Annotated in this window: 15 protein-coding genes; 6 read left to right on the top strand and 9 right to left on the bottom strand. The window is 72.5% G+C overall.

Annotated features, from left to right (window positions below; genetic code table 11):
• Positions 1 to 9 precede the first annotated feature (9 nt).
• From AB0D53_RS00445 to mce, 7 genes are all read right to left on the bottom strand, one after another.
• Complete coding sequence (locus tag AB0D53_RS00445; protein ID WP_362437816.1) at positions 10 to 882, bottom strand: ABC transporter permease subunit; 873 nt, start codon at positions 880 to 882, stop codon at positions 10 to 12.
• Positions 879 to 2,006: an ABC transporter ATP-binding protein gene (locus tag AB0D53_RS00440; protein WP_362437813.1), complete on the bottom strand. Its 1,128-nt coding sequence runs from the start codon at positions 2,004 to 2,006 to the stop codon at positions 879 to 881. Before AB0D53_RS00440 ends, AB0D53_RS00445 begins: the two co-directional genes overlap by 4 nt.
• A 144-nt stretch (positions 2,007 to 2,150) precedes the next feature.
• Complete coding sequence (locus AB0D53_RS00435) at positions 2,151 to 2,930, bottom strand: ABC transporter permease (RefSeq protein ID WP_362437810.1); 780 nt, start codon at positions 2,928 to 2,930, stop codon at positions 2,151 to 2,153.
• Between the two features lie 5 nt (positions 2,931 to 2,935).
• Positions 2,936 to 3,928, bottom strand: coding sequence for an ATP-binding cassette domain-containing protein (locus AB0D53_RS00430; protein ID WP_362437807.1), 993 nt, complete (start codon positions 3,926 to 3,928; stop codon positions 2,936 to 2,938).
• Positions 3,929 to 4,014: 86 nt separating this feature from the next.
• Complete coding sequence (locus AB0D53_RS00425; RefSeq protein WP_072486740.1) at positions 4,015 to 4,953, bottom strand: cellulose-binding protein; 939 nt, start codon at positions 4,951 to 4,953, stop codon at positions 4,015 to 4,017.
• A 184-nt stretch (positions 4,954 to 5,137) separates the two neighbouring features.
• Positions 5,138 to 8,998: a polarized growth protein Scy gene (gene scy / locus AB0D53_RS00420; protein WP_362437804.1), complete on the bottom strand. Its 3,861-nt coding sequence runs from the start codon at positions 8,996 to 8,998 to the stop codon at positions 5,138 to 5,140.
• Positions 8,999 to 9,201: 203 nt separating this feature from the next.
• Positions 9,202 to 9,630, bottom strand: a complete 429-nt coding sequence (gene mce, locus AB0D53_RS00415; protein WP_362437801.1) for a methylmalonyl-CoA epimerase — start codon at positions 9,628 to 9,630, stop codon at positions 9,202 to 9,204.
• 134 nt (positions 9,631 to 9,764) lie between these two features.
• Here mce and AB0D53_RS00410 point away from each other — a divergent pair, with 134 nt between their 5' ends.
• The 4 genes from AB0D53_RS00410 (at position 9,765) to AB0D53_RS00395 (ending at position 17,118) form a co-directional block, all read left to right on the top strand.
• Positions 9,765 to 10,967 (top strand): acetyl-CoA C-acetyltransferase, encoded by a 1,203-nt coding sequence (locus AB0D53_RS00410; protein WP_362437798.1) that lies wholly within the window; start codon positions 9,765 to 9,767, stop codon positions 10,965 to 10,967.
• 50 nt (positions 10,968 to 11,017) lie between these two features.
• Positions 11,018 to 11,977, top strand: a complete 960-nt coding sequence (gene meaB, locus AB0D53_RS00405; RefSeq protein WP_362437795.1) for a methylmalonyl Co-A mutase-associated GTPase MeaB — start codon at positions 11,018 to 11,020, stop codon at positions 11,975 to 11,977.
• A 312-nt stretch (positions 11,978 to 12,289) separates the two neighbouring features.
• Positions 12,290 to 14,788 (top strand): protein kinase, encoded by a 2,499-nt coding sequence (locus AB0D53_RS00400; RefSeq protein ID WP_362437792.1) that lies wholly within the window; start codon positions 12,290 to 12,292, stop codon positions 14,786 to 14,788.
• Positions 14,789 to 14,823: 35 nt separating this feature from the next.
• Positions 14,824 to 17,118 carry a serine/threonine-protein kinase gene (locus tag AB0D53_RS00395; RefSeq protein WP_362437789.1) on the top strand — a complete coding sequence of 765 codons (2,295 nt, stop codon included), beginning with the start codon at positions 14,824 to 14,826 and terminating at the stop codon, positions 17,116 to 17,118.
• Here the strand turns inward: AB0D53_RS00395 and AB0D53_RS00390 are convergent.
• Positions 17,106 to 17,729, bottom strand: coding sequence for a PepSY domain-containing protein (locus tag AB0D53_RS00390; protein WP_362437786.1), 624 nt, complete (start codon positions 17,727 to 17,729; stop codon positions 17,106 to 17,108). The genes AB0D53_RS00395 and AB0D53_RS00390 overlap by 13 nt on opposite strands.
• Positions 17,730 to 17,848: 119 nt before the next feature.
• Between AB0D53_RS00390 and AB0D53_RS00385 the strand changes: the two genes are divergently transcribed.
• On the top strand, positions 17,849 to 18,511 hold the full coding sequence (locus AB0D53_RS00385; RefSeq protein ID WP_362437783.1) for a response regulator transcription factor: 663 nt from the start codon (positions 17,849 to 17,851) through the stop codon (positions 18,509 to 18,511).
• Positions 18,508 to 19,974 (top strand): HAMP domain-containing sensor histidine kinase, encoded by a 1,467-nt coding sequence (locus tag AB0D53_RS00380; RefSeq protein ID WP_362437780.1) that lies wholly within the window; start codon positions 18,508 to 18,510, stop codon positions 19,972 to 19,974. Before AB0D53_RS00385 ends, AB0D53_RS00380 begins: the two co-directional genes overlap by 4 nt.
• Positions 19,975 to 20,034: 60 nt before the next feature.
• Here AB0D53_RS00380 and AB0D53_RS00375 read toward each other — a convergent pair whose 3' ends face one another.
• On the bottom strand, positions 20,035 to 20,511 hold the full coding sequence (locus AB0D53_RS00375) for a MarR family transcriptional regulator (RefSeq protein ID WP_362437777.1): 477 nt from the start codon (positions 20,509 to 20,511) through the stop codon (positions 20,035 to 20,037).
• Positions 20,512 to 20,636: the final 125 nt, after the last annotated feature.

Here is a 20,636-nt window from a genome sequence, read left to right as displayed (position 1 = left end):
GGGGACGGCTCAGACGTCCCGGCGGTCCAGCGTGACGAACGCGCAGATCATGGCCGCGGCCGTGACGCCGAGCATGATCCACAGCGAGTCCCAGCCGGACGGCCCCGAATCGGCGACCGAAGTGGAGTACAGCGCGCTGAGCTGGCTCGGGATCGAGTACTGGAAGAGTGCCAGCCGCAGGTCGGAGAGCGACTCCGCGAACATGAACATGGCCAGCACCAGCGGCAGCAGCACCACCCCGATCATGATCGTGATCGCACCGGCGGAGTGCCGGATGAGCGCGCCGACCGCGAGGGCGAGCAGACCCAGCAACGCGATGTAGAGACCGACCCCGACCGTCGCGCGCAGCCAGTCGGCGCCACTGGGCGCCGCGCCGTCGATGAACGCCGTCTGCATCACCGCGACCAGCGCGGTCGTCACGGTCGTGATCACGAAGGTGAGCAGGAAGAAGACGATCGCCTTCGCGCCCAGCACCCGGGCACGGCTGGGGCAGGCGGTCAGCGTCGTACGGATCATGCCCGTGCCGTACTCCGACGCGATGGTCATCACACCGAGCGTGATCACACAGATCGAGCCCAGCAGCACCCCGAAGAAGCCGAGGCTGAGCACCGGCGTCGAGCCGAGATCGGAATCGACGGCGTTGACCGCGAGCGTGGCCAGCAGCCCGATCCCGAGCAGCAGCACGATCATGACACCGAGCGTCCACATCGTGGAGCGCACCGAGCGGATCTTGGTCCACTCGGAGGCGATCGCGTCGCCGAGGGTGGCCCGGCGCACCGGGATCGACGAGGTGTAGGGACCGGCCGGTGCGGTCTGCGGGCTGTGCTGCGGGGCCGGGGCCTGCCGCTGGGACGGCGCCTGCGGGGTCGGCGGCGTTGTCATCGGGCGTCCTCGCTGGTGTCGCGCTTGGTCAGGTCTGCGGTGGCCGCGACGGGTCCGGCGGGAACCGGGGCGGACGGGTTCTGTCCGGGCGGCGGCGGGGCGTACCAGTTCTGCTGCGGCGCCTGTGGGACCGGTGGCTGCGGAGGCCCGTACCCCGCCTGCCCGTATCCGTGGTCCGCCGGCTGCTGGAGACCCGCCTTCTGGTCCGCCGTCGAGCGGTAGTCCACGACGGACTGGGTCATCCGCATGTACGCCTCCTCCAGCGAGGCCTGGTGCGGCGAGAGCTCCCACAGCCGGACGTCCGACTCGTGCGCCACCTCGCTGATCCGCGGCAGCGGCAGTCCGGTGACCCGCAGGGCCCCGTCCGGCTCGGACATGACCCGGCCGCCCGCCTCGGTGAGCGAGACGGTCAGCTTCTCGCGCCGCTCCGCGAGGCCGTCGGCGACCCGGACCCGGGCGAAGTCGGCCGAGTTGGCGGAGATGAACTCCTTGACGTTCATGTCGGCGAGCAGCTGCCCCCGGCCGATCACGATCAGATGGTCGGCGGTGAGCGCCATCTCGCTCATCAGATGGCTGGAGACGAAGACCGTACGGCCCTCGGACGCCAGCATCTTCATCAGATTGCGGACCCAGAGGATGCCCTCGGGGTCCAGACCGTTGACCGGCTCGTCGAAGAGCAGCACCTGCGGGTCGCCGAGCAGCGCCGCCGCGATCCCGAGCCGCTGGCCCATGCCGAGCGAGAAGCCCTTGGACCGCTTACGCGCGACGTCCTGGAGACCGACGACGCCGAGCACCTCGTCGACCCGGGCGGCCGGGATTCCCGCGAGCTGGGCGAGCGAGAGGAGGTGGTTACGGGCGCTGCGCCCGCCGTGCACCGCCTTGGCGTCCAGCAGGGCGCCCACCTGGCGCGGGGCGTTCGGCAGGCTGCGGAAGGGGTGGCCGCCGATCGTCACATGACCGGAGGTCGGCTGGTCCAGGCCCAGGATCATGCGCATGGTGGTGGACTTGCCCGACCCGTTGGGACCGAGGAATCCGGTGACGGTGCCCGGCCGCACCTGGAAGGAAAGGTTGGAAACGGCCGTCTGAGCGCCGTAGCGCTTTGTCAGGCCGACTGCCTCGATCATGCTTCAGCCCCATCGACTCACTGCTGTCGTCGGGGCCCAGGCCGTGTGGCCGCACGCCCCCGTAAGACTTAGGAGGATATCCAGGCCTTGACGGTTCCGGCCAAGCCGTTGCGGGCGCGCGTCGTCCCCGGACCGGGCGAGCGGTCAGGCGTCCCGCTTCTTGAGCACCAGATAGCCGCCGATCAGCGCGGCCGCCACCCAGGCGACCAGGATCCCGAGCCCGCCCCACGGCCCGTACGGAGCCGGGGTGCTGTGCATGGCGTCGGGTACCACCTGCATGATCTTGGAGCCCGCCTGGTCGGGGAAGTAGCGGGCCACCTTCTTCGCCCCCGGGACCACCGACAGGATCTGGGAGACCAGGAAGAAGAACGGCATCAGGATGCCGAGCGAGAGCATGGAGCTGCGCAGCATCGTCGCCACGCCCATCGAGAAGATCCCGATCAGGCCCATGTAGATGCCACCGCCGACGACGGCGCGCAGGACGTTCTCCGCGCCGATGCTCGTGCGGTGCTCGCCGAGCAGCGCCTGCCCGAGGAAGAACGAGACGAAGCTGGTCGCGATGCCGACCACCAGAGCCAGCAGACCGGCCACCGCGACCTTGCTGAACATGAAGGAACCACGCTGGGGCACGGCCGCCAGCGAGGTGCGGATCATGCCGGAGCTGTACTCCGTACCGACCACCAGCACACCGAAGACGACCATGGCCAGCTGGCCGAGGACCATGCCGGAGAAGCTGATGAGAGTCGGGTCGAAGGTGGCCCGCTGCGCCATCGGGAGGTCGTCGAACTGGGCGTTCATCAGGGCACAGAGTGCCGCGCCCATCGCGACGGTGACGACGAACGCGGAGATCAGCGTCCAGACGGTCGAGGAGACCGTACGGATCTTGGTCCACTCGGAGGTCAGGACCGCGGGTACCGATGCCATCGTCGTCATACCTCCGTGCCGGCGCTGTCACCGGTGCGCTGGTTCCACTGTTCGCCCCACTGCGGGCCCGCGGGCGGTGGCGCCGCGGCATGGTCCGAGTGCGCGTGGTACTCCACGGAGTCCGCCGTCATCTGCATAAACGCTTCCTCCAGGGAGGCCCGCTGGGCACTCAGCTCATGCAGCACGATCTGGTGCTGCGCGGCGAGCTCGCCCAGTGCCTCGGTCGTGGCGCCGTCGATCTCCAGCGTGCCGTTCCCCGTCTCGATCACGATCAGGCCCGCCTCGTGCAGTACGTCGCGCAGCCGCTCCTGCTGCGGCGAGCGCAGCCGTACGTAACTGCGGGAGTTCTGGTGGATGAAATCGGCCATCGAGGTGTCGGCGAGCAGCCGGCCCTGGCCGATCACGATCAAATGGTCGGCGGTGAGGGCCATTTCGCTCATCAGATGGCTGGAGACGAAGATCGTCCGGCCCTCCGCGGCGAGCGCCTTCATCAGATTGCGGATCCAGTGGATGCCTTCGGGGTCCAGACCGTTGACCGGCTCGTCGAAGAGCAGCACCTGCGGGTCGCCGAGCAGCGCCGCCGCGATCCCGAGCCGCTGGCCCATGCCGAGGGAGAACCCCTTCGACTTCTTCTTCGCCACCGCGGTCAGACCCACGGTGTCCAGGACCTCCGCGACCCGGCTCTCCGGGATGCGATTGCTCTGCGCGAGGCAGAGCAGGTTGTTGTACGCGCTGCGCCCGCCGTGCATCGACTTGGCGTCCAGCAGTGCCCCGATGTACTTCAGGGGTTCTTCGAGGTCGCGGTAGTGCTTGCCGTCGATGCGCACCGAGCCGCTGGTCGGGTTGTCGAGATCGAGCATCATCCGCATCGTCGTGGATTTGCCCGCCCCGTTGGGCCCCAGAAAACCCGTCACCATGCCCGGTCTGACCTGGCAGGAGAGCCGGTCGACGGCAACCTTGTTGCCAAAGCGCTTGGTGAGGCCATCGAGCTCGATCATGCGTTCACGCTAGAACGGCCGCGCGCCCGGCGCCACCACAAGGGGTGGAACCGGGCGCGCAAGAGGTACAGCTGCCGTACTTGGGGTCAGCGGCCCTGCTGGGCCGGGACGCCACGGGTGACCGGCTCGTCGTCGGCGGGGGTGCCGGCGGCGGCGACCGCGGCACCGGTCAGCGTGGCCAGCATCTCGCGGACGTTGGTCAGCTGGGCGTTGATCGAGTCGCGGCGGTTGGTGAGCGCCGCCAGCTCGCGCTCCGATTCGCTGCGGATCCGGTCGGCCTTGGCGTTCGCGTCGGCCACGATGTCCTCGGACTGGCGCTGCGCGGTCTCCACCGTCTGGCGGGCCCGGCGCTCGGCGTCCGTACGGAGCTTCTCGGCCTCCAGGCGGAGCTGCTCGGCGCGGTGCTCGATCTCGGCGAGACGCTTCTCGGCCTTGGCCTGACGGGACGCGAGGTCGCGCTCCGACTGGTCACGGCGCTTGGCGAGGTTGGTCTCGAAGTCCGCGGCGGCCTGGGCGGCCTTGGCACGGGTCTCCTCGAAGAGGGCATCCGCCTCCTCGCGCTTCTGCGCGGCGTCCTTCTGAGCCTCCGTGCGCAGCGAGCCGGCCTCACCCTTGGCCTTCTCGACGATCCGGACGCCCTCGTCCTCGGCCTTCGCCTTGCGCTCGGCGGCGAACGTCTCGGCGTCGTTGCGCACCTGCTGGGCGGCCGACTCGGCGAGCTCGCGGTGCTGCTCGGCGGCGCGACGGGCCTCCTCTCGCAGGTCCTTCGCCTCCTCCTCGGCCAGGCGGAGGATCTTCTCCACACGCGCGCCGAGACCGGCGTACGACGGCTCCGCGTCGTTGACCTGGGCCTGGGCGTTCTGCGTTTCGAGGTGGAGCTCCTCGATGCGCTTCTCCAGAGACGTGATGCGGGTCAGGGCACTATCACGGTCGGCGACGAGCTTGGTAATGCGGTCGTCCACCTGACCGCGGTCGTATCCACGTCGCACGAGCTCGAAGCCGAAGGGGGAGGAAGGGTCGCTCATGGGGTTCCTGTCGAATGAGACCGGTGAGGTGTTAGGGGGAATCCTAGGGGCCGGAACGGCGTGTCATCGAGCGGATGCCCTTTTGATCTGGAGAATGACACCTCTTTTGAGTGGCTAACCCCCGCAGGTCTTGCCACTCGGAGGGTTGAACGTTCCTGTCGAAGCACGGGAACTGACAAGGTGACTACCCCTCGGACGACTTGCCACTCGATCGAGTGCCCGCCGCGGCCCCGGCCTTGACGTTACCGGAGGAACCGCCCGAGCCCTTGCCGCCGGCCGCCGGCGTCTCGAAGGACTCCAGCGCCTCCAACACGTCCTGGACGCGGGAGATCTCGGTGTTGATGTCCTCGCGCCGACGCACCAGCAGATCGAGCTCGCGCTTGCCCTCGTCGACCGTGTGCTTCGCCTCGGCCTCGGCGTCGGCCCGCAGCTTCTCGGCCTCGCGGACCAGCGTGGCCTTCTTCTGCTCGGCCTCCTTCAGCAGCGACTCGGCCCGCTTCACCGCGGCGATCCGGACCTTGCTCGCCTCCGAATTGGCGTCCGCCAGCAGCTCCTTGGCCTTGGCCGCCGCCTCGTCGCGCTGCTCCGTCGCCGCCTTCATCAGGTTGTCGACGCGCTCGCCCGCCGTCTTCATCTGCTCGGAGGTCTCCCGCCGGGCCCGGTCGTGCAGTTCCTCGATCTCGCCCTCGATCCGGGCCCGCAGTTCCTCGGCCCGCTCCCGGATCGCCGTGGCGTCCCGGCGCGCACCGACCAGCAGTTCGTCCGCGTCCGTACGGGCCTGCTCCACCAGGGAGTTGCCCTCGACGGTCGCCTCCGAGGTGATCCGCACGGCCTCCTTGCGGGCCACGCCGACCATCGTGTCGGCCTGCTCCTCGGCCTCGGTGGCGGCGCGCAACGCCTCCTCCTGCGCCTTGCCGACCAGCTGATCGGCCTGCTCCGCGGCATCGGCCCGGCGCTTGGCCGCGGCCTCCCGTGCCTCGTCGAGCAGCCGGTCCGCCTCCTGGCGGGCCTCCGTGCGCAGCTCCTCGGCCGCGGCCTCCGCCTCGGCGCGCACCCGCTCCGCCTCCTCGCGGGTACGGGCCGCGTGCTCCTGCGCCGAGCCGACGGTGGCCGCCGCCTCCGCGCGCAGCCGCTCGGCCTCGTCCACGGCCTCGCCCGAGAGCCGGTCCGCCTGCTGCTTCGCCTCGTCGACCAGCGCGGTGGCCCGCTGCGTCGCCTCCTCCACGCGCTGGTTGGCCTGCTGTGTCGACTCCGTGCCGATCCGCTCGGCCTCGCTCGTCGCCTCGCCCACCAGCCGGTCGGCCTGGGCCGCGGCGTCGGAACGCATCCGGTTGGCGTCCTCGCGGGCCTCGGCGCGGCTGCGCGACGCGTCCTGCTCGGCCGAGGCCAGCGCGTCGGAGGCCTCGGTGCGCATCCGCTGGCTGTACTCGGCGGTGTCCGCCCGCAGCCGCTCCGACTCCGCGATCGCGTCCGCGACGGTCCGCTCGGCCATCGCCTTCGCGGCCTCGGACTCCTCCTGCGCCTCCCGGCGGATCCGGGTCGCGTCCTCGCCGGCCCGCTCCCGCTCCGCGTGCGCGTCGGCGCGGACCCGGTCCGCCTCCTCCTGCGCCTCGGACTTCGTCCGCTCCGCGACGTGCTCGGCGGTCGAACGCAGCCCGGCGATCTCCTCCTCGGCCTGCTCCTGCAGCCCACTGACCGAATCCCGTACCTGCTGGGCGGTCTGCTCGGCCGCGGAGACCAGCTCGGTCGCCCGGCTGTCCGCCTCCTCGACCAGCCGCTGCGCCTCGGCCTGCGCCTGCTCGACCCGCTTGCGGGCGGAGGCGAGCAGCTCCTCGCTCTGCTCGCGGGCCCGCTCGCGCTCCTGATTCGCCTCGGTGCGTGCCGCGTCGAGGGTCTCCTCGGCCTCGCGGCGCCGCCGGGAGGCCTCCTCCTGGGCGGCGGCCAGCGCCTCGGCGGCCTCCGTGCCGACCCGCTCCGCGGCGGCGGCGGCCTCGGAGCGCACCCGGTCGGCGCTCTCCTGTGCCTCGGACTTCAGCCGCTCGGCCTCGGCCGCGGCCTCGGAACGCAGCCGTACGGCGACGGTCTCGCCCTCCGCACGCGACTGCGACGCGTCCGCCGCGGCCTCGTCGCGCAGCCGCTCCGCCTCGGTCTCGGCCTGCCCGCGCAGTGTCCGGATCCGCTCGGCGGCCTCCGCGCGCAGCCGCTCGGACTCCTCGTTCGTCTCGCGCCGGATGCGCTCGGCCTCGGAGCGCGCGTCCGTGAGTTCCTGCTCGGCGGTGGCGACCCTGGTCTCCGCCTCGGTGTGCAGCCGGGTCAGCTCCTCGGCCGCCTCCGCCTGCCGGGCCGCGACCGCGCGCTCGGTCTCCTCGCGCAGCCCGGACGCCGCCTGCTCGGCCGCGGCGGTGGTCGCGCCGGCCTGCTCCTCGGAGTCGGTACGCAGCTGCTCGGCCTCGGCACGGGCGCGCTCCAGGGCCTCCTCGGCCTGCTTGCGCAGCGCACCGGCCCGCTCGGACGCCTCGGTGCGGACCCGCTCGCTCTCGGTGCCCGCGGCGCCGCGCAGCTCCTCCGCGTCCGCCTTCGCCTTGGCCAGCAGCTCCTCGGCGGTCTTCGCGCCCTCCTCGATCTGCTGGACGGCCTCGCGGCGGGCCTCGCCGCGGATCCGCTCGCCCTCGGCGACCGCCTCGGAGCGCAGCTGCTCGGCCTCGCCGCGCAGCCTGCGCGCCTCCTCCTGCAGCTCGACCGTCTTGGCCCGGTACTCCTTGGTGTCGTCCTTGGCCGCGCCCTTGAGCTGATCGGCCTGCTCGGTGGCCTCGCCGCGCAGCCGGTCCGCCTCGGCCTCCGCCTCGCGGCGGATCCGTTCGGCCTCCTCGCCCGCCGCCCTGGTGGTGGACCTGGCGTCCTCGGACGCCTTGGTCAGCACCTCCTCGGCACTCCTGGCGGCCTTGGCGAGCTGGGCCGCGGCGTCCTCGGCGGCGGCCGTGCGGGCCTTCTCGGACGCCTCGGACTTCAGCCGGTCCGCCTCGGCCCGCGCGTCGGCGAGCGCCTGCTCGGCCTCCGCCTTGAGCGTCTCGGCGTCCTTGGTCGCCTCGCCGACCAGCCGGGCGATCTCCGACTTGGCCGTACGGGTGCGCTGCTCGTTCTGCGACTCGGCGGCGGCCAGCCGCTTGACCGCGGCCTCCTTCGCCTCGGCGGTGACCTTCTCGGCCTCCAGCCGGGCCTCGCGCAGCTGGGTCTCGGCCTCCTGCATGCGCTGCTCGGCGGTCCGGTTCAGCTCGGCGGTCCGCTGCCGGGTCTGCTCGGTCTCGGCCGTCGTCGACGTACGCAGCTGCTCGGCGTGGCTGGTGGCCTCCTGCGCCTGGCTGGAGGCGGCGTCCAGCAGCCGTTCGGCGTCCTTGCGGGCGCGCAGCAGGATCGCCTCGGCCTCGGCCCGGGCCGACTCCGCCTCGGAACCGAGCCGCTGCCGGGTCTCCTCCGCCAGCCGGCTCGTTTCGGCGCGCGCGGCCGTCAGGGACTGTTCGGCCTCGGCCCGCGACTCCTCCAGCAGCCGGCGGGCCTGGGACTCCGTCCTGGCCCTGAGCTGCTCGGCCCAGGCGACGTTCTCGTTGACATGGGACTCGACGGTCTGGCGGCGCTCCGCCAGCTCCTGGTCGAGCCGCTGGCGCCGCTGCACCGCCTCGTTGTGCAATTCGGCCTGGAGCCGGGCCTGGTGCTCGGCGTGCTCCTGAAGGATCCGCTGTGTCTGCGCGCGGGCGTCGCGGAGCTCCCGCTCGGCGTCGGTCCGCAGCTGTTCCGCCTGGATCTGGGCGTTACGGAGCAACTGCTCGGCCTGGTAGCCGATGTCCGCGCTGTCGTACGCGGGACGGGTCGCGAGATTGCGCCGAGCCTCGTGCAGCTTGGCGCGCAAGACCTCGACCTGGTAACCGAGGTCCTCGGCGTGCTGGACGGCCTTCTCCCGGTCGGTCTTCAGCCGGTCCATCTCGGCTTCGAACCGCGAGAGATGGTCGTCTTCAGCTCGGTGGCTCTCCTGGCGTTCGTAGCCCCGCACTGCGCGGTCCCATCCTTCCCCGAGCTCTCAACTTCGTTCGAGCAGGGGAGACCCCAACCCTGGTCGCAACTCTCCAGCGAGTACCGTTCACCGGTGAACGGTCCCCCGGGGAATGGTGACAGATCAACGGCTGAGGACGCGGCGCGGCCCCGACCCGGCCCCGGCCCGGAACAGCCCACTCTACCGGGCCAGGTATCCGGAGGTCAGTGCTCCGCTGCGGACGTGACCAGTTCGGTGAGGACTCCGTGGCAGTCCTTGGGGTGCAGGAAGGTGATCCGGGACCCCATCGAACCCGTCCTGGGCTCGTCGTACAGCACCCTGACCCCCTTCTCCCGGATGTCCGCGGAATCGGCGTCGACATCCGCGGTGCCGAAGGCGATGTGGTGGACGCCCTCCCCGTTCTTCGCCAGCCACTTGCCGACGGCCGAATCCTCCCGGGTCGGCTCCAGGAGCTGGAGGTAGGAAGCGCCGCCGTCGGACGTATCGTTGATCTTGAGCATGGCCTCCCGTACGCCCTGCTCCTCGTTGATCTCGGAATGGAACACCTCGAACCCGTAGGTCGAGCGGTAGAACTCGACGGTCCTGTCGAGGTCGAAACAGGCGATCCCGATGTGATCGATTCGCGTCAGCATGGAACCAGTGCAGCGCCACACGGATGGTTACGCAACGTGCGCGCCGTCACACCCGCTGCCGGATGACGGGCGAGGTACCGCTCAGTACATTCAAGTAAACCCTCGTTCACTCCTCATCCCAAGGGGCGCCCCTCATGTCTGGAACGACCGGTACCACCTCAGTGATCGTCGCGGGCGCGCGTACGCCCATGGGCCGCCTCCTCGGCTCGCTGAAGAGCTTCTCCGGCGCCGACCTCGGCGGTTTCGCCATCAAGGCCGCACTGGACCGGGCGGGTATCGGCGGCGACCAGGTCGAGTACGTGATCATGGGCCAGGTGCTGCAGGCCGGCGCGGGCCAGATCCCGGCGCGCCAGGCCGCCGTCAAGGCGGGCATCCCGATGAACGTCCCCGCGCTCACCGTGAACAAGGTGTGCCTCTCCGGGCTCGACGCGATCGCCCTCGCCGACCAGCTGATCCGCGCCGGTGAGTTCGACGTCGTCGTCGCCGGCGGCCAGGAGTCCATGACCAACGCCCCGCACCTGCTCCCCAAGTCCCGCGAGGGCCACAAGTACGGCGCGATCGAGATGCTCGACTCCATGGCGTACGACGGTCTGACCGACGCCTACGAGAACATCCCGATGGGTGAGTCCACCGAGAAGCACAACGCGCGTCTCGGGCTGAGCCGCGCCGACCAGGACGAGATCGGCGCCCTCTCGCACCAGCGCGCCGCCGCGGCCCAGAAGAACGGCCTCTTCGAGGCCGAGATCACCCCGGTCGAGATCCCGCAGCGCAAGGGCGACCCGGTTCTCTTCGCCAAGGACGAGGGCATCCGCCCGGAGACGACCGTGGAGTCCCTCGGCAAGCTGCGCCCCGCGTTCGCCAAGGACGGCACGATCACCGCGGGCACCTCCTCGCAGATCTCCGACGGCGCCGCCGCGGTCGTCGTCATGAGCAAGGCCAAGGCCGAGGAGCTGGGCCTGGACTGGATCGCCGAGATCGGCGCCCACGGCAATGTGGCGGGCCCGGACAACTCGCTCCAGTCGCAGCCGTCCAACGCCATCAGGCACGCCCTCAAGAAGGAGGGGCTGGAGGCGGCGGACCTCGACCTCATCGAGATCAACGAGGCCTTCGCCGCGGTCGCGGTCCAGTCGATGAAGGACCTCGGCGTCACCCCGGAGAAGGTGAACGTCAACGGCGGCGCCATCGCGCTGGGCCACCCCATCGGCATGTCCGGCGCCCGCGTGGTGCTGCACCTGGCGCTGGAGCTGAAGCGGCGCGGCGGCGGCACCGGTGCGGCGGCGCTGTGCGGCGGCGGTGGCCAGGGCGACGCACTGATCATCCGCGTTCCGGGCAAGTAACGGGCAGTACGCGGTACACGTAGAGCAACCGGCGAGTGAACGGAGCGGTGATGGTGGACGTCCCCACCCTGGTCGAGCAGGCACGTGCGGGCCGGCCGCGGGCCGTGGCCCGGCTCATCTCCCTGGTGGAGGGGGCGTCGCCGCAGCTGCGCGAGGTGATGGCGGCCCTGGCGCCGCTGACCGGCAACGCGTACGTCGTCGGCCTGACCGGCTCGCCCGGTGTCGGCAAGTCGACATCGACGTCGGCGCTGGTCTCGGCGTACCGGCGGGCCGGCAAGCGGGTCGGCGTCCTGGCCGTCGACCCGTCCTCGCCGTTCTCCGGCGGGGCGCTCCTCGGTGACCGGGTCCGGATGTCGGAGCATGCCTCCGACCCGGGCGTCTACATCCGGTCCATGGCCACCCGCGGCCATCTGGGCGGCCTCGCCTGGTCGGCACCGCAGGCGATCCGGGTGCTGGACGCGGCGGGCTGCGAGGTGATCCTCGTGGAGACGGTCGGCGTCGGCCAGTCGGAGGTGGAGATCGCCTCCCAGGCCGACACCTCCGTGGTCCTGCTGGCCCCCGGCATGGGCGACGGCATCCAGGCGGCGAAGGCCGGAATCCTGGAGATCGGCGACGTGTACGTCGTCAACAAGGCCGACCGGGACGGCGCGGACGCCACCGCGCGCGAGCTCAACCACATGCTGGGTCTCGGCGAATCGAGGGGCCCGGGCGACTGGCGGCCGCCGATCGTGAAGACGGTCGCCGCCCGGGGCGAGGGCATCGACGAGGTCGTCGAGGCGCTGGAGAAGCACCGGGCGTGGATGGAGGAGCACGGGGTGCTCGCCGAGCGGCGCACGGCCCGTGCGGCCCGCGAGGTCGAGACCATCGCCGTGACCCGGCTGCGCGAGCGGATCGGCGACCTCCACGGCGACCGCCACCTCGGCGCGCTGGCCGAGCGCATCGTGGCGGGCAGCCTCGATCCGTACGCGGCGGCGGACGAACTGGTGGCGGGACTCACCGGCGAGGTGTGAGCCGGAAGGGACGACCGGGCGGGTCCGGAGCGGCGTGCGGGCCGCTTCCGGACCCGCCTGTTGTCCGTCCGGCCTGTCGTTCGTTTTGTCTGTCGTCCGTACCGACCGTCCTGTCCGGTACGGGCCGTCCTGTCCGTACAGGCCGTCCTGTCTTGTACGGGCCGTACAGGCCGCCCCGTCCGTACCGGCCGTCCCGCCAGTGCCAGGCCGTGCCGTCCGTCGCTGCCGGGCATGACGTGTCCGTGGCAGGATTGCCGCCGGATACGCACGGGGTGTCCGCCGATTCATGCGTACCGACGGGGGGAGTGGCGCATGCTGGGTCCGCTGCGGGAGGACTCGCCGAGACGGATCGGTCCGTACGGGATACGGGCCAGGCTCGGCGCGGGCGGCATGGGGGAGGTCTTCCTCGGCGTCCGGGACGGCGGCGGTGAGCCGGTCGCCGTCAAGACCGTCCGCCGTGACGTGGCCAAGGACCCCGGATTCCGCAGCCGATTCCGCCGCGAGATCACCGTCGCCCGGTCCGTCGCCGGACCCCATCTCGCCCCGGTGCTCGACGGGGACGCCGACGCCGAGGTGCCCTGGCTCGCCACCGGATACGTGGCCGGGCCCAACCTGTCCGCCGCCGTCCGCCGGGCGGGCGCGATGGACGAGGCCGAGGTACGGATGCTCGGCGCCGGACTCGCCCGCGCCCTGGCGGCCGTGCACACGGCCGGGATCGTCCATCGCGACGTGAAGCCCAGCAATGTGATGCTCGCGGCGGACGGCCCCCGCCTGATCGACTTCGGGATCGCCCGCGACTCGGGCGCGACCCCGCTCACCACCACCAGCCGCATGGTCGGCAGCCCGTCCTTCATGTCCCCGGAACACGTGGCGGGCAGCGGACGCGTCGTCCCCGCCTCGGACGTCTTCTGCCTCGCCTCCGTGCTCTGCCACGCCGTCACCGGACGCGACCCCTTCGGCGACGGGCCGGTCGCCGCAGTGCTCTACCGGGTCAAGTACGTCGAGGCCGATCTCGACGACGTTCCGGACGCGCTGCGGGCCGTACTGGACCGCTGTCTGGTGGCCGACCCGGCCGCCCGCCCGGCCGCCGCCGAACTCGCGGAGCTGCTCGGCCCCGGCGCGGCGGACCGGTGGCCGGACCCGATGGCGCAGCACATCGCCGAGCACGGGCGCGAACTGGCCCGGGTCGTCGCGCTGGGCAGCCCGCTGCTGCCGGGGTACACGCCGACCGAGGTGACCGCCGACAGCCGCCCCGCGCCGCATCAGCTGCCCACCCAGGGCCCCGGCGCCGTCCAGGCCCCGCCCGTCGCTGCCGACCCGCACAGCGCACCCACCCAGGGCCCCGGTCTCGCCCCGCCCGCCCCGGGCACCACCCAGGCCCCGCCGCCCCGCCGCTCCCGTCGGGCCCTGGCCGTCTCCCTGGCCGCGCTGATCGTGCTGGGCGCGGCGACGGGCGGGATCCTGGCCTGGCGCGACAAGGGCGGCACCCCCGGCGGGGCGGCCCGCGGCGGTGGTTCGACCGGGGGCGCCGAGATCGTGGCGGGCGTGGACGAGAACGGCGGCCCGGACGCCTCGGGCACGGTTCCGTACGGCCGCGACGTCCGCCCGGCGGGGTGGAAGAAGCCCTGGAAGGGGAAGTTCACCGGGTCGCCGATCGGCTGCTCCGCGGGCCGGGACGTGCTCGTCTGCCGGAAGACGGACGGCACCTACGAGGCCCTGTCGGCGGCGGACGGGCACCGGATGTGGACGCTGGACACGGGGGAGACCTCGAAGGTGGCGGGGTGGGGGCCGACCGGACAGTTCTTCATGCCGGCCGGCGCCACCCGCCCCACGGTGTACGGCGACGCCGTGCTGCTCGCCGCCGGTGACCGGTTGCAGTCGCTGGACGCCCGCACCGGCAGAGTCCGCTGGGAGGTCCGGGGCGGCGGAGCGCACGACCTGGAGAGCGCGCCGACGGTCGTCGGCGGTCTGGTCGTCGCCGCCACCACCGGCTCGCCCGAGGGCGCCGAGCTGGCCGCGTACGACCTGCGCAGCGGCACCCGGAAGTGGCACGAGCCGCTGGCCCCGAAGGTTGTCGCCAAGGGCGCGAGGCGCAATTTCTGGCCGGTCGCCACCGACGGCGAGGCGGTGTACGCGGTCAGCGCGGAGGGGCCGAAGGTGTTCCGGGCGAAGGACGGCGTGCTGCTCGGCACGGTGGGCGGCGAGGGCTCGTCCTGCGGGGATCTGCGTCTGCGGGGCGCGTCCGCCTACTGCTCCTTCTACACCGGCAACGAGGACGCCTCCGGTTTCGGCACCGACACCAGCGTGCTCCGGTTCGACGCGGCCACGCTCGCCGAACGGGGGCGGGTCCCGCTGGACTCCGGGCTCGTCGCGCAGGCGACCGTCACCGCGCTCGACGAACGGGTGGTGGTTCTCCGCCGGGGCTACAAGTACGTGCCGGACGTGCCCGACGAGTTGGTCGTCGTCGGCCGTGAGAACGGCCGGGCCCTCGGCCGCTTCCCGCTCGCCGTGAAGGCGGGCGAGGGCATGAGCAACCCGTCCTCCGACGCCCTGATCGTCGACGGCACCATCGTGTGGGCGGACAGCACGACGCTGTACACCGTCCCGGTCCGCCCCGACGGCACACTCGGCGCCCTGGCCAGGACCCGCCTCGTGGGTGCCCCGGGCCCGAGCCGCACACCGGAGTACGACATGGCGGACGGCATCCAGCTGGACAAGGAGCTGAACGACCCGCAGGTGCTGCCGGTCGGCGGCGTCGTCCATGTCGTGTACGACGACGGCACCACGCTCTCCGTACCGCTGCCCGAGTGAACGACGAACGACGAACCGCCTGAGGTGACCGCGCAGTGATCGAGCCGCTTCCACCCGGCAGAGCCCGGCTGATCGGCCCGTACCAGCTTCTCGGACTGCTGGGTGCGGGCGGCATGGGCGAGGTGTACCTGGCCCGTCCCGCCGGTGCCCCGGACCCGTACGACGGGCTGGTCGCGCTGAAGACCGTCCGCGCCGATCTCGACCTCGACGACGGCTTCCGGGTCCGCTTCCGGCGTGAGATCGACGCGGCGGGCGCCGTGCGCAGCCCGCACACCGCCTCTCTCGTCGGCGGCGACGCGAACGGCCGGCTGCCCTGGCTGGCCACCGAGTACGTACCCGGCCCCTCGCTCGCCGAGGCGGTGATCCACGGTGGGCCGATGCCCGAGCAGGTGGTGCGCGAGATGGGCGCCGGACTCGCCCGCGCGCTCGCCGACATGCACGCCGTACGCGTACTCCACCGCGACCTCAAGCCGGGCAACGTGCTGCTCGGAGCGGACGGACCGAAGGTGATCGACTTCGGGATCGCCCAGGCCTTCGACGCCACCCAGCTCACCCGGACCGGGGTGGTGGTCGGCAGCCCCGGCTACATCTCGCCCGAGCACGTCAACGGCTCACGGGCGCTCGTGCCCGCGTCGGACGTCTTCTGCCTCGGTGCGGTGCTCGCCTTCGCGGCGACCGGCCGGGGGCCGTTCGACGACTCCGACATGGCCGCCGTGATCTTCCGGATCGCCCAGGGCCAGGCCGAACTCTCCCGCGTGCCACCGCAGTTGCGCGTGGTGATCGAGGAATGCCTGCGCAGCGAGGCCGAGGCCCGGCCCACTCCGCGGCAACTGGCCGAGCTGCTGCTGCCGGTCGGTGCGTCCCGGGGCGCCTTCCCCTGGACGGAAGCGGTACGGGGGCAGCTCGCCGCGCACGCGGCGGGGGCGCGTGCCGTCGCGGCGGCGGCCGCACCGTCCGCCGCCGCACCGCCCGCCCCGACCGGCGCCCCGCACCCCGGCGGGCCCGCCCTCGCCCCGACGCCCGTCGTGCCGGTGGCCGCACCGGGTGACCGGCGGGGCGACAAGGGGCTGTGGATCGCGTTGGCGGCAGCGGCCACGGTGGTGTGCGTGGTGCTGGGCGCGGTGCTGCTGCCGGGGCTCTTCGAGGGGGACGGCGGCGGCGACGACCACGCGAGTGACGGTGCGCGGCCGACCGCTTCCGCCTCGGACGCCGTACGGACGAAGGCCGGGCCCGCCGTCGTCCCGGGTGCGGACGCCGGTCGCACCGGAGACTTCGGGGCGGCCGCCACGGACGTCTCGGTCAAACCGGCGGGCTGGAAGGCGTGGAAGGCCGAGGTCGAGAACGGATCGGTGGAGTGCGTACTGGCGGACACCTCCCTGGTCTGCGGCGGCCCGCGGCGCATCACCGTGCTGGACGCCGCGAACGGCGAGCAGCGCTGGCGGACCGGGCCGGGCGGGGCGGGCAGCGGACCGGCCTCGGTGGCCGCCGTCATCGGCACCACCGTCTACGCCTTCCAGGACGGTGCCCTGGTGGCGCTGGGCCTCGCCGACGGAGCCGAGCGGTGGCGGGAGCCGCTGGCGGACGGCGTCCGGGTGACCGGCTCCGTCCAGTCCGGCGGAGTCCTGTACTACGCCACGAGGGCCACCGGCACGGGCGCGGCCCGGATCCTCGCCCACCAGCTCACCGGGAAACAGGCCCGTAAGTGGGACAAGCCGTGGGACGACCCGGCCGGCAAGGCGGAACTGCTGTTCGCGGACGGCCGGCTCGTCGCGGTCGGAGACGGTGTCACCGTCCTCAAAGGCGCGGACGGCGCACGGCTGGCAGCCGTCGGTGCCGGTGACACCGCCTGCCGTACGCCGGTCCTGAAGGGCAAGGAGCTCCTCTGCGCGGGCACGAACGGCCTGACGGTCGTCGATGTGACGGCCCCGCAGAACCGCCGCACGCTCGCCGACGGCGTGGACATCGCCTACCGGCCCGCCGTGTCGCGGGACGGCAAGGTCGTGGTGAGCAGCCGGACGCGGGTGTACGCGTTCGGCCTGGCCGACGGAAGGCAGTACTGGGCGTCGTACGACGGTGGCGAGACGATGGGCGACGGGGGCGGGCCGGCCGTGGCCGGTGACATGGCCGTCGTCGTGGAGAACAACGGGATCGTCGCGTTCGCCATGGACTCCGAGGGAGAGGCGGAGGTCGCGGGCTCACGCCTTCCCACGGAGTGGCCCGGCGGGGAGGGAGCCCGGCACGACCCGGCGTCGATCTCGTACGTCGCCCGGGGCGACGCGATGTTCCTGAGCTTCGACGACGGGACGGTCCTCTCCATCTACACGTCCTGAGCCCCCTGGTCGTCGTCCCCGTCACGGTCGTCTTCGTGACCGTCGTCCGACCGGTCCGCCGTCACCTTGCCGGTGCCCGCGTCGACGTTCAGCTCGTGCCGCTTGCCGTCCTTGCCCCGGACGTCGACCTCCCAGTGCGGCGCCGTGCCGCTGCGGTCGTCGTGGTCGTCGTCGAGGTCGACCGAGGTCACCGTCCCCGGGTTCGCCTTCAGCGCGGCGTCGACCGCCGCGTCCGGCGACACGGCGGCCGAGCGGGGCGCGTGCCGGTCGCGGTCGTCGTCATCGTCGGAGACGTGCTTGCCGAGCACCTTGCCGTTGCCCGCGTCCACCGTCACGTCGTGCCAGGCCTTGTCGGAGCCGTACACGTCGAGCTCCCAGACGAGCCCGCCGTCCTCGTCGTCCAGCTCGGCCCCGGTGACCGTGCCGGGGACGGCCCCGACGGCCGCCGTGATCGCTTCCTGCGCACCGACGCGGGCGGTGTCACCGCTCTTCACACTGGACCGGGTCCCGCGGTCGTGGCTGTCGTCGTCCGCGAAGGCGACCGCCGTGGCGGCGCCGCCGCCGGCGAGCACGGCCGCGGTGACGGCGGCGATGACGATCTTGCGCTTCATGAGGGTTCCTCCCCGATCGGGTGGCCGGTTTCGACGAGGACCACATTGCCGGGGTGATGCTGAACGCAGCCTGAAGCCACCTGAAGGCGTCTTCAGCTCCGGTTTGCGACCCTGTGCGCATGCGCCTGTTGATCGTGGAGGACGAGAAGCGGCTCGCGACGGCCCTGGCCGCGGGGCTCACCGCCGAGGGCTTCGCCGTGGACGTGGTGCACGACGGCCTCGAAGGGCTGCACCGGGCCGCCGAGGGCGCGTACGACCTCGTCGTCCTCGACATCATGCTGCCCGGGATGAACGGCTACCGCGTCTGCGCCGCCCTGCGCGCCGCCGGGCACGAGATGCCGATCCTGATGCTGACGGCGAAGGACGGGGAGTACGACGAGGCGGAGGGCCTCGACACCGGGGCCGACGACTACCTGACCAAGCCCTTCTCGTACGTCGTGCTGGTGGCCAGGATCCGGGCGCTGCTGCGGCGCCGGGGCGGCGGCTCCGGTTCGCCGGTGGTCACCGTCGGCGCCCTGCGCATGGACACCGCCGCCCGCCGCGTCCACCTCGGCGAAGCCGAAATCACCCTCACCGCCAAGGAGTTCGCGGTGCTGGAGCAGCTCGCGCTGCGGCCCGGCCAGGTGGTGAGCAAGGCGGACATCCTCGAACACGTCTGGGACTTCGCCTACGACGGCGACCCGAACATCGTCGAGGTGTACGTCAGCACGCTGCGCCGCAAGCTCGGCGCGGCCGCCATCCGCACGGTGCGCGGCGCCGGATACCGGCTGGAGGCGCTGTGAGATCGGTACGGGCCAGGGCCGCGCTCGGCGCCACCGTGGTGGTCGCCCTCGCGCTGATCGGCGCCGGGCTCTCCGTGCTCCTCGTCCTGCGCGCCAACCTCACCGGCCAGGCGGGGCTGCAGGCCGAGGTGGTGGCCCGGGAAGTGGCCGGGCAACTGGCCCTCGACGTGCCCTACGACCGGCTGGAGATGCGCGACGAGGAGGACCATCCGGTCCAGGTGACCGACGAGGACGGGCGGGTGGTCGCCGTCTCCAGGGACCTCCAGGCGATCTCCGGCACCGGCACCGACCGGGTCGCACCGGTCCCGTCACCGACCGCCGGGGGACCCGGCGGCGGAAGCGACGACGACCGCGGGGGCGACGACGGAGGCGATGACGACGACAGCCGCGCCACCCCCGCCCCCGGCCGCGGTGAAGTCGACTCCGACAAACCGGACTTCGGCAACGGCACCGCCACCGTCGACGGCGAGACGGCCGACTACCGTTTTGCGTCCGTGCAGGCGACCACCCCTGCCGGGGTGACCCTGACCGTCCACGCGGGCGCCCCGCTGGCCGCCGAGCAGGAGGCCGTGGGCACCGTGCGCGGCGCGATGCTGATCGGGCTGCCGGTGCTGCTGCTCGTCGTCGCCGGGGTGACCTGGCTGGTGACCCGGCGGGCGCTGCGCCCGGTCGAGGACATCCGGCGCGAGATGGCCGCGATCACCGCCTCGGAGGACCTGAGCCGACGGGTGCCGGAGCCCGGCTCGCGCGACGAGATCGCCCGGCTGGCCCGTACGACCAACGAGACGCTCACCGCCCTGGAGGCCTCCGTCGAGCGGCAGCGGCGGTTCGTCGCGGACGCCTCGCACGAACTGCGCAGCCCGATCGCCTCGCTGCGCACCCAGCTGGAGGTGGGCGCGGCTCATCCGGAGCTGCTGGACGTGCCGGGCGCGGTCGCCGACACCGTACGGCTCCAGGCGCTGGCCGCCGATCTCCTGCTGCTGGCCAGGCTGGACGCGGGGGAGCGGCCGGGTCTCGCGCCGCTGGACCTGGGCGCGCTGGTCCGCGAGGAGGTCTCGCAGCGCACCGGGGACCGGATCGCCGTGACGGTCTCGGTGCCGGACCAGGGGCGGTTCGAAGTGGCCGGTTCGCGCGGGCAGTTGGCGCGGGTGATCGGCAATCTGCTGGACAACGCCGAGCGTCATGCGCGCAGCACGGTGACGGTCTCGGTGCGCGCGGCGGAACGGGGCGGTGTGGTCGTCGCCGTCGGCGACGACGGGGCGGGGGTGCCGCCAAAGGAGCGGGAGCGGATCTTCGAGCGCTTCGTACGGCTCGACGACGCCCGCACCCGGGACGACGGCGGCGCGGGCCTGGGCCTGGCCATCGCCCGGGACGTGGCCGTCCGGCACGGCGGGCGGCTGACGGTGGACGGTGCGCGGGAGGGCGGCGCCCGGTTCGAGCTCTGGCTGCCCGGAGCCCGCTGAACGCTGCCCGGAGCCCGCTGAACGCCGCCCGGAGCCCGCTGAACGCCGCCCGGCGCCGGGTCACACCTTGCCGCGTCGTCCCCGGAGGTGTTCCGCGACCGGGGCCAGCGCCGCGTGCAGGTCCGCCAGCGCCTCCGGTGTCAGCAGGTCCATGAAGTGCTTGCGGACCGAGGCCACATGGTGCGGTGCCACCTTGCGCATCGTCTCCGCGCCGTCCTCGGTGAGGACCGCGTACAGACCCCGCCGGTCGGACTCGCAGTTCTCCCTGCGGACCAGGCCCGCGGTCTCCATGCGGGTGATCTGGTGCGAGAGCCTGCTCTTGGACTGCAGCGTCGCGGCGGCGAGGTCGCTCATCCGCATGCGCTGGTCGTCCGACTCCGAGAGGTTGACCAGGATCTCGTAGTCGTTGTTGGTCAGGCCGAACGGCTGGAGGTCCTTCTCCAGCTGGTGCATCAGCAGCCTGCTGACGTCCAGGTGGGTGCGCCAGGCGCACTGCTCCGCGTCGTTCAGCCAGCGGGTGGCCGTCTCGGTCTCCATATATGGATTCTACCTAAGAAGTTGAAAGCCGGACGAAGTGAGGGAGTGTGACGGTCGGCACCCGTCCGGAGACGGGTCCGGGAGCGGGGTGCGGACGTTCGACGTCACACTCCGCAGACTACCGT

The sequence above is a fragment of the Streptomyces sp. NPDC048295 genome, assembly GCF_040652135.1.
Taxonomy (GTDB): Bacteria; Actinomycetota; Actinomycetes; order Streptomycetales; family Streptomycetaceae; genus Streptomyces.
Note: the sequence above shows the minus strand (reverse complement) of the source record. Positions and strands in the feature narration are given on the sequence as shown.

Coding starts and splice junctions, on each gene's coding strand:
- AB0D53_RS00375 (WP_362437777.1), bottom strand. CDS start 20,511: ATGGAGACCGAGACGGCCACCCGCTGGCTGAACGACGCGGAGCAGTGC.
- AB0D53_RS00430 (WP_362437807.1), bottom strand. CDS start 3,928: ATGATCGAGCTCGATGGCCTCACCAAGCGCTTTGGCAACAAGGTTGCC.
- mce (WP_362437801.1), bottom strand. CDS start 9,630: ATGCTGACGCGAATCGATCACATCGGGATCGCCTGTTTCGACCTCGAC.
- AB0D53_RS00445 (WP_362437816.1), bottom strand. CDS start 882: ATGACAACGCCGCCGACCCCGCAGGCGCCGTCCCAGCGGCAGGCCCCG.
- AB0D53_RS00435 (WP_362437810.1), bottom strand. CDS start 2,930: ATGGCATCGGTACCCGCGGTCCTGACCTCCGAGTGGACCAAGATCCGT.
- AB0D53_RS00425 (WP_072486740.1), bottom strand. CDS start 4,953: ATGAGCGACCCTTCCTCCCCCTTCGGCTTCGAGCTCGTGCGACGTGGA.
- meaB (WP_362437795.1), top strand. CDS start 11,018: ATGGTGGACGTCCCCACCCTGGTCGAGCAGGCACGTGCGGGCCGGCCG.
- AB0D53_RS00385 (WP_362437783.1), top strand. CDS start 17,849: ATGCGCCTGTTGATCGTGGAGGACGAGAAGCGGCTCGCGACGGCCCTG.
- AB0D53_RS00400 (WP_362437792.1), top strand. CDS start 12,290: ATGCTGGGTCCGCTGCGGGAGGACTCGCCGAGACGGATCGGTCCGTAC.
- AB0D53_RS00440 (WP_362437813.1), bottom strand. CDS start 2,006: ATGATCGAGGCAGTCGGCCTGACAAAGCGCTACGGCGCTCAGACGGCC.
- AB0D53_RS00390 (WP_362437786.1), bottom strand. CDS start 17,729: ATGAAGCGCAAGATCGTCATCGCCGCCGTCACCGCGGCCGTGCTCGCC.
- AB0D53_RS00410 (WP_362437798.1), top strand. CDS start 9,765: ATGTCTGGAACGACCGGTACCACCTCAGTGATCGTCGCGGGCGCGCGT.